12 protein-coding genes are annotated in these 16,876 nt (G+C 75.8%); 6 read left to right on the forward strand and 6 right to left on the reverse strand.

Features of this window, described 5'->3' with window-relative positions; all coding sequences use genetic code 11:
* Positions 1-2 precede the first annotated feature (2 nt).
* The 4 genes from AQJ11_RS03435 (at position 3) to AQJ11_RS03450 (ending at position 5,972) form a co-directional block, all read left to right on the forward strand.
* Positions 3-1,409, forward strand: a complete 1,407-nt coding sequence (locus tag AQJ11_RS03435; RefSeq protein ID WP_014672533.1) for an MFS transporter — start codon at positions 3-5, stop codon at positions 1,407-1,409.
* A 57-nt stretch (positions 1,410-1,466) separates the two neighbouring features.
* Positions 1,467-2,726, forward strand: coding sequence for a nucleotide sugar dehydrogenase (locus tag AQJ11_RS03440; RefSeq protein WP_059261794.1), 1,260 nt, complete (start codon positions 1,467-1,469; stop codon positions 2,724-2,726).
* A 69-nt stretch (positions 2,727-2,795) separates the two neighbouring features.
* Positions 2,796-4,631 (forward strand): asparagine synthase (glutamine-hydrolyzing), encoded by a 1,836-nt coding sequence (gene asnB, locus AQJ11_RS03445; protein ID WP_058080421.1) that lies wholly within the window; start codon positions 2,796-2,798, stop codon positions 4,629-4,631.
* Positions 4,632-4,697: 66 nt separating this feature from the next.
* Positions 4,698-5,972, forward strand: a complete 1,275-nt coding sequence (locus tag AQJ11_RS03450) for a serine/threonine-protein kinase (protein WP_059261795.1) — start codon at positions 4,698-4,700, stop codon at positions 5,970-5,972.
* A 158-nt stretch (positions 5,973-6,130) separates the two neighbouring features.
* Here the strand turns inward: AQJ11_RS03450 and AQJ11_RS03455 are convergent, their stop codons facing one another.
* Positions 6,131-6,895, reverse strand: a complete 765-nt coding sequence (locus AQJ11_RS03455) for an ANTAR domain-containing response regulator (RefSeq protein WP_059261796.1) — start codon at positions 6,893-6,895, stop codon at positions 6,131-6,133.
* Between the two features lie 166 nt (positions 6,896-7,061).
* On the opposite strand from AQJ11_RS03455, the gene AQJ11_RS03460 reads away from it, so the two are divergent.
* Both AQJ11_RS03460 and AQJ11_RS03465 read left to right on the forward strand, forming a co-directional pair.
* A complete protein-coding gene (locus tag AQJ11_RS03460) occupies positions 7,062-7,403 on the forward strand; it encodes an STAS domain-containing protein (RefSeq protein WP_398780058.1) in 342 nt (113 codons plus the stop codon).
* The gene (locus AQJ11_RS03465; protein ID WP_059261797.1) at positions 7,400-8,362 is read left to right on the forward strand and encodes a sensor histidine kinase; all 963 of its coding nucleotides are present in this window, start codon (positions 7,400-7,402) and stop codon (positions 8,360-8,362) included. The genes AQJ11_RS03460 and AQJ11_RS03465 overlap by 4 nt, the downstream gene beginning before the upstream one ends.
* Before the next feature lie 19 nt (positions 8,363-8,381).
* Here the strand turns inward: AQJ11_RS03465 and AQJ11_RS03470 are convergent, their stop codons facing one another.
* From AQJ11_RS03470 to AQJ11_RS03490, 5 genes are all read right to left on the reverse strand, one after another.
* Entirely contained in the window at positions 8,382-9,419 is a 1,038-nt protein-coding gene (locus tag AQJ11_RS03470) for a rod shape-determining protein (protein WP_014672526.1), read from the reverse strand.
* Between the two features lie 156 nt (positions 9,420-9,575).
* Entirely contained in the window at positions 9,576-13,511 is a 3,936-nt protein-coding gene (locus AQJ11_RS03475; RefSeq protein ID WP_059261798.1) for an SAV_2336 N-terminal domain-related protein, read from the reverse strand.
* Positions 13,511-14,545 (reverse strand): AAA family ATPase, encoded by a 1,035-nt coding sequence (locus tag AQJ11_RS03480; RefSeq protein ID WP_014672524.1) that lies wholly within the window; start codon positions 14,543-14,545, stop codon positions 13,511-13,513. The genes AQJ11_RS03475 and AQJ11_RS03480 overlap by 1 nt, the downstream gene beginning before the upstream one ends.
* A 43-nt stretch (positions 14,546-14,588) precedes the next feature.
* The gene (locus AQJ11_RS03485; RefSeq protein ID WP_175252141.1) at positions 14,589-16,331 is read right to left on the reverse strand and encodes a VMAP-C domain-containing protein; all 1,743 of its coding nucleotides are present in this window, start codon (positions 16,329-16,331) and stop codon (positions 14,589-14,591) included.
* Complete coding sequence (locus AQJ11_RS03490) at positions 16,331-16,828, reverse strand: CU044_2847 family protein (protein WP_107120780.1); 498 nt, start codon at positions 16,826-16,828, stop codon at positions 16,331-16,333. The genes AQJ11_RS03485 and AQJ11_RS03490 overlap by 1 nt, the downstream gene beginning before the upstream one ends.
* Positions 16,829-16,876 lie beyond the last annotated feature (48 nt).

Here is a 16,876-nt window from a genome sequence, read left to right on the forward strand (position 1 = left end):
CGATGACGGAGAAGGCGGAGAACCGGGCGGCGCCCGAGACGGGCGGCGGCACGGAGGGCGGGATCTTCTCGCCGCCGTACCTCGCCGCCACCCTGACGTTCGCCGTGGTGATGTTCCTGACCGGGTTCGCCGCGCTCGCCGTCGTGCCCACCCTGCCGACCGCGGCCCGGGAACTGGACGGCGTGTCCCTGTTCCCGGTCGTGGCGGGCTGCTTCGTCGCCGCCAGCCTGTTCGGCGGGGTGCTCGGCGGACACTGGGCCGACCGGGCGGGCGCCCGGCGGCCCCTGGCGCTCGGCATGGTCCTGTCGGTGCTCACCCTGCTGGTGTCCGCCTCCAGCGTGTCCGTCTGGCAGCTCGCCGCCGGCCGGTTCGTGGACGGCCTGGCCGCCGGCATGGTCGCCGTGTCGGTGACCACCGCCATCGGCCAGGCCTACCCCGAGCATCTGCGGCCCCGGATGCTCGCCATGATGAGCGCCAGCTGGGTCATCCCGTCGCTGCTCGGGCCGCCGCTCGCCGGTGTGGTCGTCCAGTGGTGGTCCTGGCGCGCGGTCTTCTACGGCCTGGCCGCCCTGACGGCGCTGCCCGCCGTCGCCCTCGTCGTCGTCCTGCGCAGACCCGCGGACGGCGACCCGGCCGGCGTGCCCCCCGCGGCGGAACGGGCCGCCCGCCCCCCGCTGCTGGTCGCGGCCATGCTCAGCCTCGGCGCGGCGCTCGGCCAGTACGGCGTCTCCGACTGGGACCCGCGCCACCTCGCCTTCGTCGCCGCCGGCCTGGTCCTGCTCGTCGCCTTCGCCCCGAGGCTCCTGCCGCGGGGGACCTGGCGCAGCGCCCGGGGCCTGCCGACCGCGGTACTGCTGCGCGGCCTGACCTCCGGCACCTACTTCACCATCGAGGCGCTGGTGCCGCTGATGCTGATCACCGAACGCCGGGTCGCCGCCGTCGTGGTCGGCGTGGCGTTCACCGCCTCCGCGGTGCTGTGGGCGGGCGCCTCCTGGGTGCAGGGCAAGGCGCTCCAGCACGTGGCCCGGCACCGCCTCGTCACCGTGGGCGCCCTCGTCATGACGGCCTCCGCCGCCCTCGCGGCGGCCGGCTGCTCCGGCGGCCTGCCCGCGGTCACGGCCGCCGCCGCGATGCCGCTGTCCGCCATCGGCATGGGGCTGCTCGACCCCTGCGTCACCGTGCTCTCCCTGAAGCACAGCGAGCCGCACCGGCAGGGCCACACCACCAGCGCCATGCAGACCAACATGAACCTCGGCCAGGTCGTCGTCCTGGCCCTGGCCTCCGGAGTCCTCAACGCCTGCCTGGCCGCCGGCGCCGGCCCGCTCGACGGCTACCGCGTGGCGTTCGCGCTGCTGCTCCTGCCGACCCTGCTGGTCGCCCTGCTCGCCGTCCGCGCCCGCGGCGACTGACCTCCCCCTCTTCCTCCCTTCCTCTTTTCCGCACCCTCCCATCCGAAAGGGACCGTTGTGCGCAGTGACCTTGTCGTCATAGGCCTCGGATACGTGGGCCTGCCCCTCGCGGTGGAAGCCACCCGCTCCGGGATGACCGTCGTCGGCCTCGACAAGAACGCCGAGATCGTCACCCGGCTCAACGCCGGTGTCTCGCACGTCGACGACATCGACGACGCCGCCGTCGCCGGCGTCCGCGCCCAGGGCTTCACCGCGACCACCGACGAGAGCGCCGTCGCCGGCGCGGACACCGTCGTGATCTGCGTCCCCACCCCGCTGTCCGAACACGGCGGACCCGACCTGACCATGGTCGAGAGCGCCTGCGCGGCGATCAGCCGCCACCTGCGGCCCGGCACCCTGGTCGTCCTGGAGTCGACCACCTACCCCGGCACCACCGACGAGGTCGTCCGGCCGCTCCTCGAACGCTCCGGACTCACCGCCGGCCGTGACTTCCACCTCGCCTTCTCACCGGAACGCGTCGACCCCGGCAACCAGGTCTACGGCATCCGCAACACCCCCAAGGTCGTCGGCGGCCACACCCCCGCCTGCGCCACCGCCGCCGCGGCCTTCTACGGCAAGATCGTCGACACCGTCGTACAGGCCACCGGCACCCGCGAGGCCGAGATGGCCAAGCTCATCGAGAACACCTACCGGCACGTCAACATCGCGCTGGTCAACGAGATGGCCATCTTCTGCAACGAACTCGGCATCGACCTGTGGGACGCCATCTCCTGCGCCGCCACCAAGCCCTTCGGCTACCAGGCGTTCCGGCCCGGCCCCGGCGTCGGCGGCCACTGCATCCCGATCGACCCCAACTACCTCGCCCACAAGGTCCGTACGCTCGGCTACCCCTTCCGCATGGTCGAACTCGCCCAGGAGATCAACACACGCATGCCGCGCTACGTCGTGGAGCGCGCCCAGCACCTCCTGGACCGGGCCGGCAAGACCCTCGGCGGCGCCCGCGTACTGCTGCTCGGCGTCACCTACAAGGCGGACATCGCCGACCAGCGGGAGACCTCCGCCCGTGACGTCGTCAAACGGCTCCGGGCCCGCGGCGCCGACGTCTCCTACCACGACCCGTACGTACCCGGGTGGTCCGTCGACGGTACGGCCGTCCCGCCCGCCGCCGACCTGTCCGCCGCCCTGGAGACCGCCGACCTCGCCATCCTCCTCCAGCGGCACCGGGTGTTCGACCTGGACGAGATCCAGCGGCGCGCCCCGCTGCTCCTCGACACGCGCGGCGCGGCCCGCCCGCAGCCGCACGTCGAACGCCTCTGACACCGGCCCCGCTCTTCCCCGTTCCCTCGCCCCGGGGCATGACGCCCCGCACACCCCAGGAGTGCTTCCATGTGCGGTATCGCCGGGTGGGTCGACTACGCCCGCCCCGTCGACCACGACATCGCGCGCGCCATGACGGACACGATGGCCCGGCGCGGCCCCGACGCGGAAGGGCTCTGGACCGACGACCACGTCGCCCTCGGCCACCGGCGGCTGTCCGTCATCGACCTCGAAGGCGGCTGCCAGCCCATGGCCGCCGACGAGGGCCCCGGCGCCCGCGCCACGCTCACCTACAGCGGCGAGACGTACAACTTCCAGGAACTGCGCACCCAGCTGACCGGCCTCGGCCACCGCTTCACCACCCGCAGCGACACCGAGGTCGTCCTGCGCGCCTACCTGGAGTGGGGCGCCGGGTTCGTCGACCGGCTCGAAGGCATCTACGCCTTCGCGATCTGGGACCGCGACCGCGACGAACTGCTGCTCGTCCGCGACCGCATGGGCGTCAAACCCCTCTACTACGCGCCGACCCCCACGGGCGTCCTCTTCGGCTCCGAACCCAAGGCCGTCCTCGCCCACCCGGCGTTCCGGCCCGTGCTCGACGCCGACGGCCTGCGGGACATCCTCTCCGTCGCCAAGGTGCCCGGACACGCGATCTTCCGCGGCATGCGCGAGGTCCCGGCCGGCTGCCTGGTCCGCGTGAACCGCACCGGCCTCACCGAGGAACGCTACTGGCAGCTCAGGGTCGCCGAGCACACCGACTCCCTGGACGACACCATCCGCACCGTGCGCGAACTCCTCGCGTCCACCGTGGAACAGCAGATGGTCTCCGACGTACCGCTGTGCACCCTGCTCTCCGGCGGCCTCGACTCCAGCTCGCTCACCGCGCTCGCCGCGCACGCCACCCGCACCAAGGGGCTCGGCCGCATCCGCTCCTGCTCGGTCAGCGACCCCGACCTCGACGGCACCGCCGGCCCCGACGCCAACGAGGACCACGTCTACGCCCGGCTGCTCGCCGAACACGTCGGCTCCGACCACAGCGAACTCCCGCTCAAGGCCCCCGACCTGCTCGACCCGGCACTGCGCGCCTCCGTGCTGCGCGCCTACGACCTGCCCATCGCCAAGGGCGACGAACACGCCTCCCTGCACCTGCTGTTCAGCATCGTCCGGCAGCACTCCACCGTCGCCCTGTCCGGCGAGTGCGGCGACGAGGTGTTCGGCGGCTACCGCTGGCAGCGCGACCCCGACGCGGTGTTCTCCACCACGTTCCCCTGGGTCCACGAAGGACGCCACAACTACCAGGGCAACGACGTCGTCTTCACCCCCGACCTGCTCGCCAAGCTCGACCTCGACACCTACGAACGCGACTGCCACAGCGCCGCCGTCGCCGAGATCGACGCCCGCCGGCACCTCGACGACCCCGCCGAGGCCCGCTACCGCGAGGTCACCTACCTCGCCCTCACCCGCCACGCCCAGGTCCTCTTCGACCGCAAGGACCGCATGAGCATGGCCTGCGGACTGGAGGTCCGCGTGCCCTTCGCCGACCACCGGCTGGTCGAGTACACCTTCAACGTCCCCTGGGCGATGAAGAGCTTCGACGGCCGGGAGAAGAGCCTGCTGCGCGCGGCCATGAAGGACCTGCTGCCCACGGCCGTCGCCCAGCGCGTCAAGACGCCCTACCCCTCCATCCGGGCCGAAGCCTACAACCGGACCCTGCGCGAGCGCCTCGCCGACCTCGTCCGCACCGGCACCGGCCCGCTCGACCCCTTCTTCTCGCCCGACCTCAAGACGCGGGTACGGCGGGACGGAGCCGCGGCACTGGAGGCGGGCATGAGCCGGGCCGCCCTGGAGACCACCCTCCAACTGGACGCGTGGCTGCGGGCGTACGACGTGGACGTCGTGCTCTGAGCCGCACCGGCCGCCGGATCCGGGCCGGACACGGACGGGCCGGGTCCGGCGGCCATACTGGACCGCATGGAACGCATCGGGGGATACCTCGTCGAGCGCCGGCTCGGCGAGGGCGGCATGGGCACGGTCTATCTCGCACGGACGCGCGGCGGACGGGCCGTCGCCCTGAAGGTCGCCAAGGCCGAACTGGCCGCCGACCCGGTGTTCCGCGAGCGGTTCCGCAGCGAGGTCGAGGCGGCCCGCGCGGTCGGCGGCTTCCACACGGCACCGGTGGTGGACGCCGACGTCGACGGCGACCCGCTGTGGCTGGCCACCGCCTACATCCCCGGACCCACCCTCGCGGCCCGGCTCGCCGCCGAGGGCGCCATGGACGAGCCCGGGCTGCGGTCCCTGGGCGCCGCGCTCGCCGAGGCGCTGGAGTCCATCCACGCCTGCGGCCTGGTGCACCGGGACCTCAAGCCCGGCAACATCATCATGGCCGTCGACGGGCCGCGCGTCCTCGACTTCGGCATAGCCCGGGCCGCCGAGTCCACCCGGCTCACCGCCACCGGCACCGCCTTCGGCACCCCCGGCTTCCTCGCGCCCGAACAGGCCCTCGGCCACGATGTGACCGGCGCCGCCGACGTGTTCGCCCTCGGCGCCGTGCTGGTCGCGGCGGCCGGCGGCAGCGCCTGGGGCGAGGGCACGCCGATGGGGCTGATGTACCGCTCCGTGCACGAGCCGCCCGACCTGTCCGCCGTACCCGCCGGCCTGGCGGACCTGGTCTCGGCGTGCCTGGCCAAGGAGCCCGCGGACCGGCCGACGCCCGCCGCACTGCTGGACCGGCTGACGGACCCGGCACCGGACCCGGCGCGGCCGACGGCCCCGCCGTACCCGCCCACGCTCACCGCGTCCCCGGTACCGGCCACCCCGCCGCCGGCGTTCACCCCGCCCCCGCCGCCCGCGACACCCCCGCAGGCCGCGGCGCCCCTGTACCAGCACCCCGTCCAGACCGCCACGCCACCGCACCTGCCCGCGCAGCCCGCCACCCCGCCGCCCCCCTACGGCTTCGGGCCGCCCCTGCCCTACGGCACCCCGGAGGTCGTGCTCGCCGACGCGCAGTCCGGCGCGGTCGTCAACGCCACCGGCGTGCTCTTCGAAGTGGCGGGAGTCACCGCGGACTTCCCCTGGGCCGAGATCGCGCACGTCGTACGCCACTGGCGCGGCAACCGCCTCACCCTCACCGTGCGGCTGTGGGACGGCGGGGTGTACTCCTGCGAGCTGAACGCCCGCCGCAGGGCCCGGCTGACCGCCTGGCTGGCCCAGCTCGACCCGGTCCTCGCCCGGTACCTGACCCGCTAGCGGGTCCGTCCGGCCACCGCCAACCACCGCGCCGCACAGAAGACTTGAGCGGTCCAGGCTTGAACCGCCCGGCTCCTGGGCACGGACCTCCTACCGGCGTGCAGCCGGCTGGTGTCGGCAGCAGGAGGGCGTCATGGACCGTCGGATCCGGGTACGTGTCAGCCGGCGGCCCGCCGCGCCGCGCGGGCAGGAGATCGACCGCAGGACCCCCTCGGGGCGCGTCCTGCCGTACTGACGGCCGCACCGGCCCGGTGGACCGCGGCGGCCAGAGCCGTCCGGAGCGGCTCCGGCGGGACCGGGCCGTCCGGCGCCGCGCTCGCCGTGAGAGCCGACGCCACCTGCCGCAGCTTGGTGTTGGACCGCTGGGACGCCTCCCGCAGGATCTCCCACGCCTGGTCCGGGGTGCACGCGTGCGCCGCCATCAGGATGCCCCGGGCCTGGTCGATCACCGGCCGGGAGTCCATGGCACGACGCAGCTGCTCGACCTCCAGGCGCAGCACGTGCAGTTGCTCGGACTGCTCGGCGTGCTCACGGGCCACCGCCGAGGCGGTACGGGCGGGAAGCCCCGCCGGCAGGGCGGCGCCCAGCGGGTCCACGGGGTCCAGGCCCACCAGTTCCAGCACCCGGCGCGGCTGCCCCCGCCAGCCGGTGGCCCGTACCGGCACCCGGTGCCGGCGGCCGTACGCGCTCAGCGTGTCCAGGGCCGCCAGCCCCGCCGTGTCCAGGAAGGTCACCCCGGACGCGTCCAGGTCGACCCCGGCCACGCCCGCCGGCAGGGCCGCCAGCGCCCTGGGGAGGGGCTGCGTACAGCCGTGGACCAGCTCACCGCGCGCGGTCAGCACCACCCGGTCGCCCTCCGCGGCGCCGTCGACGGCCAGGGTGTCCAGCCGCCCGGTGTGCGGTGCGCGTGCAGCTGACATCATGTCTCTCGTCTCGCTCCGCCGTCGGTCGTTCCCAGCTCGCCTGCCCCGGGCGCCCGGACCTACACACCGTCCGGGGGAGCCGGGGCGCATACTGGGCACTCATGTACCCGTGCGGCTGGGAGACGGCGTGAACGCAGCTGAACCGGCGCGGCCCCGGCCGGCCGTCGTGCCGAGGCCGGCGGTGCCGGCGCCCTCGGCGCCACGGCTCGATGTGTCCCCGTTGGCCGGGCGGACCGGATTCCGGGCGGCGGGCGAGGTGAGCCTGGGCACGCGCGGCATCTGGGAGCGCGCGCTGGAGCGGGCCGTTCGCGAGGGCGAGGACGTGTATCACTTGGAGCTTTCCGCGCTGACCTTCGTCGACGTCGCGGGCGCCGGCGCACTGGCGGACGCCGCCCGCGACCTCGGCGGGCGGCGGCGTCTGGTGCTGTACCGGCCCCCGGACGCCCTGCCACGGATACTGGACCTGCTGTGGCCCGGTCTGCCGGGGATCGAGGTGCGGACGTCATGACCGCGACCTCCGAATCCGTGCGGGCCCCGGGCCCGTTCGTACACCCCGCGCTCTTCTACGCCGACGCGCGGGAGTACGTCGCCGGCACCGTGCCGTTCGTCCGGGCGGCGCTGACGGCCGGCGAGCCGGTCGCGGTCGCCGTCCCCGGCGAGAACCTGCGGCTGATCCAGGACGAGCTGGGCGCCGACGGCGCCGCCGTGCGCTTCCTGGACATGCGGGAGGCCGGACGCAACCCCGGCCGGATCATCCCCGGTGTGCTGCGCGCCTTCGCCGACGCCCAGCCGCCCGGCCGCCGGGTCCACATCATCGGCGAGCCGGTCTGGGCGGGCCGCAGCCCGGCCGAGTACCCGGCCTGCGCCCAGCACGAGGCGCTCATCAACGCGGCGTTCCAGGGCCGCGAGGTCACCATCCTGTGCCCGTACGACACCGCCCGCCTGGACGAGCGGGCGCTCACCGACGCGTACGCCACCCACCCGGTCGTCATCCCGGCCGGCTCCGGCGCCGAACGGACCAGCGCGGCCTACGACCCCGACGGCGTGGTCTCCCGCTACAACGAGCCGCTGCCGCCCGCCCCCGGCGCCGGCCCCGGCCTGCTGCGCCTCTCCTTCGACGAGGACTCCCTGTCCGCCGTCCGGCACCAGGCCACCGACCACGGCGCCCGGCTGGGCCTGACCGGCCTGGCCCTGGAGAACCTGACGCTGATCACCGCCGAGCTGACCACGAACAGCGTCGTCCACGGCGGGGGCACCGGCGCCCTCACGGTGTGGCCCGAGGACGGGTACGTGCTGTGCGAGGTCCGCGACAAGGGCCGCCTCGCCGACCCGCTGGCCGGCCGCCGCCCCGCCGCTCGCGACCAGCGGGGCGGACGCGGACTGCTGCTGGTCAACCTGGTGTCGGACCTGGTCCGCACGCACACCGGCCCGGAGGGGACGACGATCCGCTCCTACCTGCGCCGCTGACGGCACCGCCCGGGCGGGCTCAGGTGGCGAGCGGGTTCAGGACCAGCGGTTCGATCCGGCCCTCCAGCATGGCGCCCAGGCCCTGCGCCGCGCACACGTCGGGCCGCTCGGCGATGTGCACCGGCATCCCGGTGGCCTGCCGCAGCATCTGGTCGAACCCGGGCAGCAGCGCCGAGCCGCCGACCATCATGATCCCGCGGTCGGCGAGGTCGGCCACCAGGTCCGGCGGGCACTCCCGCAGCACCTTGCCGATGGCGTCCAGGACGGCCGTCAGCGGAGTCTGGATCGCGTCGCGCACGGCGGCGGTGTCCACCCGCACACTGCGCGCCAGCCCCGTCGCCACGTCCCGGCCGTGGATCTCGGTCGACGCCGGACCGTGCGGGGTCAGCCCGTTGCCGGACAGGGCCAGTTGCAGCGGCCGTACCGCCTGGCTGGGCAGCATCAGCGCGTGCGCGTGCCGCAGGTGCTGCACGATCGCGTGGTCCACGGCCTCGCCGCCCACCGGGATCCGCTCGGCGGTGACGATGGAGCCCAGCGAGAGCACCGCGACCTGGGTCGCCGCCGCCCCGCACACCATGACCATGGTGGCCTCGGGCCGCTCCACCGGCAGCCCGCACCCCACGGCGGCGGCGATCAGCGTGTCGACCAGCTCCACCCGTCTGGCCCCCAGCCCGACCAGCGTCTCTATCGTGGCGCGCTGGGCCAGCGGATCGGCGTCGTGCGGGGCACAGGCCGCCGCCCGCAGCCGGGGCTTGCGGCGCAGCGCCCGGCGCATCCTGTCGCCGAGCAGATGCCGCAGCATCCGCTGGGCCATCTCGATGTCCACCACCGTGCCTCCGGCGATGGGCCGTACGACCCTGATGTAGTCCGGGGTGCGCCCCGTCATCTTCTCCGCGAACTCGCCCACCGCGATCAGCGCGCCGGTACGGGTGTTCACGGCGGCGACCGAGGGCTGGTCCACGACCAGACCGGAGCCCTTCACGTACACGCGGGTGCGGGCCGCCCCCAGGTCGACGGCGAAGTGACAGCGGCGCAGCCGCTCCAGGCTGACGGTCACGGCGGATCCTCCCGAGTGCGCGGGCCTTGGGTCCCCCGCCTTCCGGCGGGCTCACTGGAATCCTGCGCGGGCCCGGGAGCGGGCGCCTTTCCTGGGCCGCCGGGCGGGGTGCCGCCGAACGGGCGTATTTTCCGGCCGTACCGGAGTGTCGGCGGGTCAGCGGGCGCGAAGGGCCTCCACGAGCGGTTCGAGGGAGGAGACCGTGACCTCGCTGCCGCCCTCGCGCAGCACGCGCCGGCCGGCGGTGGTGGGCGCGTAGCCGACGAAGCGCAGGCCGAGCTGCTGGGCCGCGGTGAGTTCGGCGACCGAGGAGCTGATCAGCACGCAGGAACGGGCCGGTGTGCCGGCGGTGGTCAGGGCGCGCACCAGGCAGTCGGGGTGGGGCGTCAGCAGGCTGAGGTCGGCGCGGCGGCCGTGGATGCCCGCGAGGGGCAGCCGGTAGGGCTCCAGGTAGCGGTGGACGGCCTGGGTGGACACGTCCGTCACCACGCTGACCCGGCGGCCGGAGCGGTGCAGGGCGCGGACGAGCGCGAGGGAGCGGTGCGTCGTGGGCGCGTCCGGTACGGCCCGCAGTTCCAGCTCGTCGAGCCGCGCCCGCAGCAGCGGGCCGAGCCCGTCGTGGGCGAAGGCGCGCAGCAGGTCCAGCGGGTGGGTGAACGCCTCCCGGCCCGGGGCGCCCGCGACGGGCAGCGGCCGGCCCGTGAGCGCGTCCTGCGGGTCGCGGTGGTCGGCGACGACGGACAGCAGGTCGAGGACGGCCTCCCGGGCCGTCTGCGCCGGGAACAGCCGGGCGAGGGGCCCGTCGAAGCCGACCAGCACCGTCTCGGCGCCCGTGAGGAGCGCGGTCAGACGGCGGCGGGACGGGACCGGTGGCTCCGCCGCCGGCGCGGGCGCCCACTCGGGGACCAGCTGCACGGCGTACGACACCGTCAGTCCCGGGACCGGCCAGTCGTCCACCCCGGCGTTCACCGCCCGCTGGGCCGCGCCCGCCCGGCGCGGCGGATAGCGGCGGGTGACGGGGGCCGCCGCGCCGCGCAGATGCTCCAGCAGGAGCCCACAGACACCGGTGGCCTCGGCGCGGACGAACGCCACCGGATCGTCGACCCGCCAGGACAGCTTCACGGCGGCGGTGAACGCGCCCTTGCCGGAACTCGGCAGGGACACGATCCTCCGGGTCTCGTGCGGGGTGAGGTCGACCGTGTAGTACGTCTCCGGGCGGGGCGGACGCGTGCCGTAGGGGTGGATCGGGTCGAGCAGCGTCAGCGGGCCGTCGGGCCGCGTGTGGACGACGGCCGTGCGCCCCGGTGCGGGGACGCCCAGCTCGCGCAGGTCGGGCGTGATGAACGGGCCCCGCACCAGATCCCGCTCCCCGGGTTCGGCGGACCCCGGCCCGAGCGGGCAGTACCAGGCGGCCGGCGGGCTGTCCGGGGCGCTGTCGCCGAACAGCGGCCGGAACCGCTGCGAGCGCCGGGCGGCGGAGCTGGCGGCGAAGTCGTCGTACAGGGCGGGTGGTACGACGACCAGCACGTCCGCGGCCTCCTCCGGCGGCCGCACGGGCGGCCGGCCGAACGTCACCCGCAGCCGCGGCGGGTCGCTCAGCCGGGCGAGCGCCTGGGGGAGTTCGCGCAGCACGGCGACGAGGACGGGCAGGAGGTAGGCGCCGGGCGCGGTGCGCACCAGGTAGCCGTCCGGACGGACCTCCGCCTCGTACTGCCGGGGGCCGAGGGAGCCGCGCGCGAGGATCTCGTGCACGGTGGCTTCGAGCGTGATGCGGGCTTCCGGGCGGCCGGTGAGTCCGTCGGCCGTGAAGCGGATCTCGGCCCGGTCGGCAGCCGCACCGGCGGGGCCGTCCTGCCGCCCCCGCCCCAGCCGCCCCAGCCGCACGAGCCGCTCGGCGCCGCGCCGCTGGGCCTCCGGGCTGTCGGAGAGGAGCGCCGCGACGGCCGGGGCCAGCTCCGTCCCGAGCGCGTCGGAGTCGTCGGGGTGCAGGGCGCGCGCGATGCCCCCGAGCGCCTGGAGGGCCTTCTCCCGGCTCCCGTGGACCACCGGCGCGGAGTCCAGGCAGGTCAGGACCGGCCCGTCCGGGCCGAGCACGACGGCGTGCGTGTCCAGCACACCGCGCGGCCCGTCCTGCGCGTGCAGCGCGAGGACCGCCTCGGCCAGCGGCGGGAGCAGCGCGCGGACCTCCTCGGCGGGCAGGCCGTCCGGAGCGTCCCGGAGGCGCCGGCGCAGGGTGGAGCCGGGGACGAACTCCCGTACCAGGTAAGGGGATCCGTCGGCGACGCCGTGGTCGCGGACCGGTGCGATCCCGGGGTGGCGCAGCTCGCCGAGGCGCCGGCCGAGGTCCTGGAAGGCGGCGGGGGAGTGTCCCGGCGGATACCGGTGCAACACGACGAGCGCGTCACCGTCCCGGGTGTCCCGGGCGAGCCAGCCCGTGCGGCCCGCGCCCTCGGCCTGCCGCAGCAGCCGGTACCGCCCCGCGAACGGCTCCCCGGCACCGTCCGCCGTCAGCCGGCGGACGCTGTCCTCGCTGACCGTGGCGAACGGATCGCCCTCCGTGGCCGTCCCCGTGCCCCGCGCGGCCGGGACCGACGCCCGGAACTCGCCCGGTGCCCGGCCCGCCCTGCGGTCGATGAACTCGCCCATGCGGTCGAGGAATCCGGTGGTGCGGTGGCGGTCGGTGCGGGGCAGGCCGAGCAGCAGCAGCTCGCGCACGCCGTCCCGGAAGGCGTAGGAGCCGGGCGGACCGCCCGGGGCGGTGGTGAGCATCCCGCTGACGATCACCTCGGCCAGGTGCTGGGGGCGCGGATCGGGTTCGACGGCGGCCTGGACCAGGCGCATCACCGGCAGGTCGGGACGGCCCACCGCGAGGTGGCCGGCCAGCCGGACCGCCTCCGGGGAGGCGGTGGCCCGGAACCGCAGGACCAGCTCCTCGGCGGACAGCAGCCCGACGTCCGTACGGTCCTCGGCGTCCGCCGGCAGCGGGCGCCCCAGCCGGGCGACCGCGCCCGGGAACCCCCCGCCGCCCGGGGTGGCGAGCAGCCCGGCCCAGTGCGCGAGCCACCGCGGCTCCGGCTCCAGCACGGGGAGCGGGACCGCACCGCCGGTCGGGGCGGACTCGGGCGGCTCGTACGGGGTGAACGTGAGCGTCGCCGTGGGGGCGGCGGGGTGCGGGGCCGACAGGGTGCCCGGGGTGGTGGGCAGGGCGGTGTCCCGCCACAGGTGTTCCGGGAGCGGTTGGACGACGGCCAGGGGCGTGTGGCGCGCCCAGCGGTGCAGGGTGGCGAACCAGCGGGTGCCGGCGGGGCCCTCCCGCCACTGCGGGCCCATGCAGTCGCTGATCAGGAGGGTGACGGTACGGCCGTCGGCGGGGGTGTGCGGGGCGGGGCCGCGCACGGTGCCGTCGGCGGCGGCGCGGTGGAGGGCGACCGTGCGGAAGATGCCCGACTGGGCCAGGACCGTGTGCAGTTCGCGGATCAGGGGCCGCCAGACCGGCATGGTGGGGCCGGCGTCGTACACCAGGTTCAGGCGCAGCCAGCGCTCCCGTGCGGGACGCAGCACCGGCAGCCACCAGGCGGGGTCGGCGCCGAGGCGGGCGATGCGGTCGGCGGTCGCCGGCTCGTCCAGCTCCAGGTCCACGGGCGCCTCGACACGGCGTCCCAGGGGGCGCAGCGCGCGTTGCAGCGCGAGCGGGTGGCGCAGCATCGGGGGCGCCGGGGCCAGCAGCGGGGTGTGGGACCGGTCCGCGGCCGGGGCGGGACGGCGGGCGGGCAGGTGCAGGGGGACGCGGGAGGGCGGCCCGGCGGCGGGCTCCGGTTCCCCTGCCGGCTCCCTCGGCGGCGGGGGCGGGGCCGGGGCGACCCGCTCCGGGGCCCCGGGCCCGGCGGGAGCGGGGGCGGCGGGGGCAGGGGCGGCAGGGGCGTCGTCATGCGCGTCGGGAGTCATCTGCCGGGCCAGCCAGAGCACTTCGGCCAGTTCCAGCGGGGTCGGGCGCACCCCGTGGGCCGCCTCGGCCAGGATGTCGGCCAGCCGGACCAGCGGGTCCGGGGAGGAGCGGGGGTGCGGGGTGGCCCCGGAGGACTCAGCGGACATCAGAAGACATCGGACCGCGCGGTCTGCCCCAGGTACGGCATCAGCTGTTCGGCCAGCCGGTCGAGGGAGTCGGCGTCCAGGTCGGCGGAGCGGGCCAGGTAGATCGCGTTGAGGAGCTGGTCCGTGGCCAGGTCGCCGGTGCCCGCCCGGGACAGGAACCGGTCGATCAGGGTGCGCGCGTGGGCGTCGGGTTCGCCCAGGTGGGCGCGGACGATCCCGGCGAGCTGGCGGTCGTCGGGCTGGCGCAGGTGCAGGGTGACGCAGCGGCGCAGGAAGGCGGGCGGGAACTCGCGCTCGCCGTTGCTGGTGAGGACGACGAAGGGGAAGGCCCGGCAGCGGACCCGCCCGCGGGCCACCGGGACCCGCTCGTCGGTGCCGTCGGCCAGCACCTCGGCGACGCCGTCCGGCGCGAGCCGCGCGGCACGCACCAGCTCGGGGATCTCGTACTGGCCCTCCTCCAGCACGTTCAGCAGGTCGTTGGGCAGGTCCAGGTCGCTCTTGTCGATCTCGTCGATGAGCAGCGCGCGGGGCCGGGCGTACGGCAGGAGGGCGGTGCCGAGCGGGCCCAGGCGCAGATGGTGCTCGATGCCCGACCGGTCGTCCGCGCCCTCGGCCCCGCCCTGCCGGGCGGCCTCCTGCCGGGCCGCGTACAGCCGCGAGAGCGGGTCGTACTGGTAGAGGCCGTCGTGGAGCGTGCTGCGGCTGGTGATGTTCCAGCGCAGCACCGGGCCGAGCCGCAGCTCACGGGCGACCGCGTACACGAGCGAGGACTTGCCGGTGCCGGGCGGGCCGGTGACCAGCAGCGGGCGGCGCAGGTACAGGGCCGCGTTGACGAGCTGGACCGTCTCCTCCGTGGCCTGGTACGTCTCGGCGCGGTGCGTGCGGTCGGGGGAGACGGCGGAGGCGTCGGCGGACGCGTCCGGTGCCGGGAGCACCGGCCCGCCGTCGAAGTCCCGCCAGGGCGGCGGCGGGGGCAGCTCGGTGATGCCGTCGTGCGGCTCGTTCGTACCGGTGTAGACGGGCCACAGGGGCATGGGCTCTTCTTCTCCGTGGGGGGCGGTTCGGTCGTGCGGTGGGTCAGGCGACGGGCGAGTGCAGGCTCGCGGTGGTCTCGGGGAAGCAGCGCGGGTCGTCCCACAGCAGCTGGAGGTCTCTCGCCCAGTGCCGGTCCGGCTCCTCGGCGGCGTCCGCGGTCAGCCGCAACGACAGGACGTGGCGCGGGAGTTCGGCGGGCGGCACGCCGGCGACCGAGGCGGCGAGCTGGTCGAGGAACGCGGCGCCGGGACAGGGCGGTTCCCCGGGGGCGGTGTCCGTGCCGGACGCCTCCTCGTGCCCGGCGCAGGGGGAGCCGGTGCGCGGCCACAGCAGGACCGGGACGGGCACGGTGAGACCGACCTCGAAGTGCTGCCGTGCCGCCGCCGGCGGGGCCGCGTAGCCCGCCACCCCGGCGTCGCCGTCCCAGAGCCGTTTGCGCAGGCTCGGCGGCCGTTCCCGGGTGCCGCACTCGACCCGGTGCACCTCGACCCCGCCGCCGGAGTCCAGCTTCTGCCACTTCTTGCGCAGCTGGTGGCGCAGCCGGCCGCTGTGGTGGCGCGCCCGGTCGGTCACCACGAGGGGGTAGGCGCAGCCGAGCGGCGTGCTGTCGTCCGCGCCGCACTCCCAGTGCGCCACCGCCTCGTTGAGCCACTCGCGCGGCAGGACGAACGTCACCAGCTCGTCCGCGTCGGGGGCGAGGTGGGCGACGGCTTCGTCGATGCGGCTCTGGACGTAGGCCCGCACCCCGGTGCGCGGCAGCCGGCGGGCGCCCACCGGCCGGCGCCGGCCGTCGCGGTAGGCGGACACCTCCACGGTCACCTGGTCGGGACCGGCACCGCTGTGATCGATCTCCACGACCACCGGGGACCAGGCGGGAGCCGCCGGCGTGCCGGCCGGGGCCGGGGTGTCCGGGGCCGCCGGGGCCCGTGACACCGCCTCGGGGTCCAGCAGTTCCAGCAGCCGGTCGGCGAACCGGCTCACCGCCTGCGGATCGGGGACCTCCCACTGCACATAGGCGGCGGCGTCCCACAGGGAGGGGAAGCCACCCGGGGGCAGGGGCGGCCCGAAGGCGCCCACCGCGTCCACGTACAGCCGGTTCGGGTCGCCCACCGGGCCGGCGGCGGCCGCGGCCCGGCGCAGCAGGGCGTACAGCCGCCGGCGGGCGTCGTCCCGGTGGCCCGGGGTGGGCACCAGTTCGCCCAGCTCCGGCCAGTACCGGGCCAGCACGTCCAGCGGCAGCATCCGGCCCTTGCGCACGTCCGGCGACGACCCCACGGCCGCGGTGACCATGCCCGCCACCCTGCCGTCCGGGAGCGTCGCCGCCGCCCCGCTGAACCCGTCCACGAGCGGCTGCCCGTGCCCCTGCCACGCCACCAGCTCCAGCCACTCCCCGGCGATCAACTGGCCGGAGACGGGCTGGCACTCGGCGAGCGTGCCCTCGTCGTAGCCCTCGGGGAAGCCGTACGCGACCAGCCGGGGGTACGGCTCGGTGTACGCGGTGTCCGGCGGGGCGAAACCGGCCGGGGCGAGCGGGACGTCACGGTCCAGTTCGAGCACGGCGACATCGCCGGGGTCGGTGACCCCGCCCGCCCAGCCGCCGTGGGCGACCACCGAGGCCGACAGCGCGCCCAGTTCGCGTGCGTGCGGGAAGGTGACGGTCACCGCCGCCCGGTCGCTCCACCTGACCACGTGGGCGCAGGTGAGCAGCCGGCGGCCGGTGACCAGGAATCCCGCCCCGACCGCGTCGCCACAGGCGATCCGGGCCTGCCAGGCAGCGCCGCGCATCACCGGTCGGCGGCCTCCGGGCCCGGCACGCTCCGGTCGGGCGCGGCCTGGCCGGGCACCGCCGGCGGTGACGCGTGCTGCGCGGACGCGGCCCACGCGGGCGGGTTCTGCCCCGGGGCGGCCTGGTCCGGCGCCTGCCCCGGGGACCAGCTGAGCTTGACGACCAGGTGGCCCTCCGCCGACCCCTTCGCGATGACGGCACCGGCCTCCGCGGTCAGCCGCACGCCGAACTCGATCTCCACCGCGTCCGGGCACAGGCTGCCGTCCCGGAAGACCCGCAGCGCGGACGCCGCGGCCGCCCGTACGCCGTCGAGTGCTCCCTCGAAGGTGCGCGCGGCCTGCGCCGGTCCCTCGCCGCGCGAGACGAGGCGGGCTCCCGACCGGGTGCCGGCGGCACCCTCCACCACGACGAGCGCGCCGTCCTCGGTCCTGAACTCCACCAACTCGTCCACGCTGACGCCCGCTCCCCCGTCGTACCCGACCAGTGACCACCCCATGTTACGGACGGTGCCGCGGGAGTCACACACACGGCGCCGAGGGGCGGG

Source organism: Streptomyces corchorusii, assembly GCF_001514055.1.
Lineage (GTDB): Bacteria > Actinomycetota > Actinomycetes > Streptomycetales > Streptomycetaceae > Streptomyces > Streptomyces olivaceoviridis.

Bases quoted from the DNA above. Each gene is read 5' to 3' on its own strand.
- AQJ11_RS03490 (WP_107120780.1), bottom strand. From the start codon at position 16,828: ATGGGGTGGTCACTGGTCGGGTACGACGGGGGAGCGGGCGTCAGCGTG.
- AQJ11_RS03480 (WP_014672524.1), bottom strand. From the start codon at position 14,545: ATGCCCCTGTGGCCCGTCTACACCGGTACGAACGAGCCGCACGACGGC.
- AQJ11_RS03435 (WP_014672533.1), top strand. From the start codon at position 3: ATGACGGAGAAGGCGGAGAACCGGGCGGCGCCCGAGACGGGCGGCGGC.
- AQJ11_RS03485 (WP_175252141.1), bottom strand. From the start codon at position 16,331: ATGCGCGGCGCTGCCTGGCAGGCCCGGATCGCCTGTGGCGACGCGGTC.
- AQJ11_RS03450 (WP_059261795.1), top strand. From the start codon at position 4,698: ATGGAACGCATCGGGGGATACCTCGTCGAGCGCCGGCTCGGCGAGGGC.
- AQJ11_RS03465 (WP_059261797.1), top strand. From the start codon at position 7,400: ATGACCGCGACCTCCGAATCCGTGCGGGCCCCGGGCCCGTTCGTACAC.
- asnB (WP_058080421.1), top strand. From the start codon at position 2,796: ATGTGCGGTATCGCCGGGTGGGTCGACTACGCCCGCCCCGTCGACCAC.
- AQJ11_RS03455 (WP_059261796.1), bottom strand. From the start codon at position 6,895: ATGATGTCAGCTGCACGCGCACCGCACACCGGGCGGCTGGACACCCTG.
- AQJ11_RS03475 (WP_059261798.1), bottom strand. From the start codon at position 13,511: ATGTCCGCTGAGTCCTCCGGGGCCACCCCGCACCCCCGCTCCTCCCCG.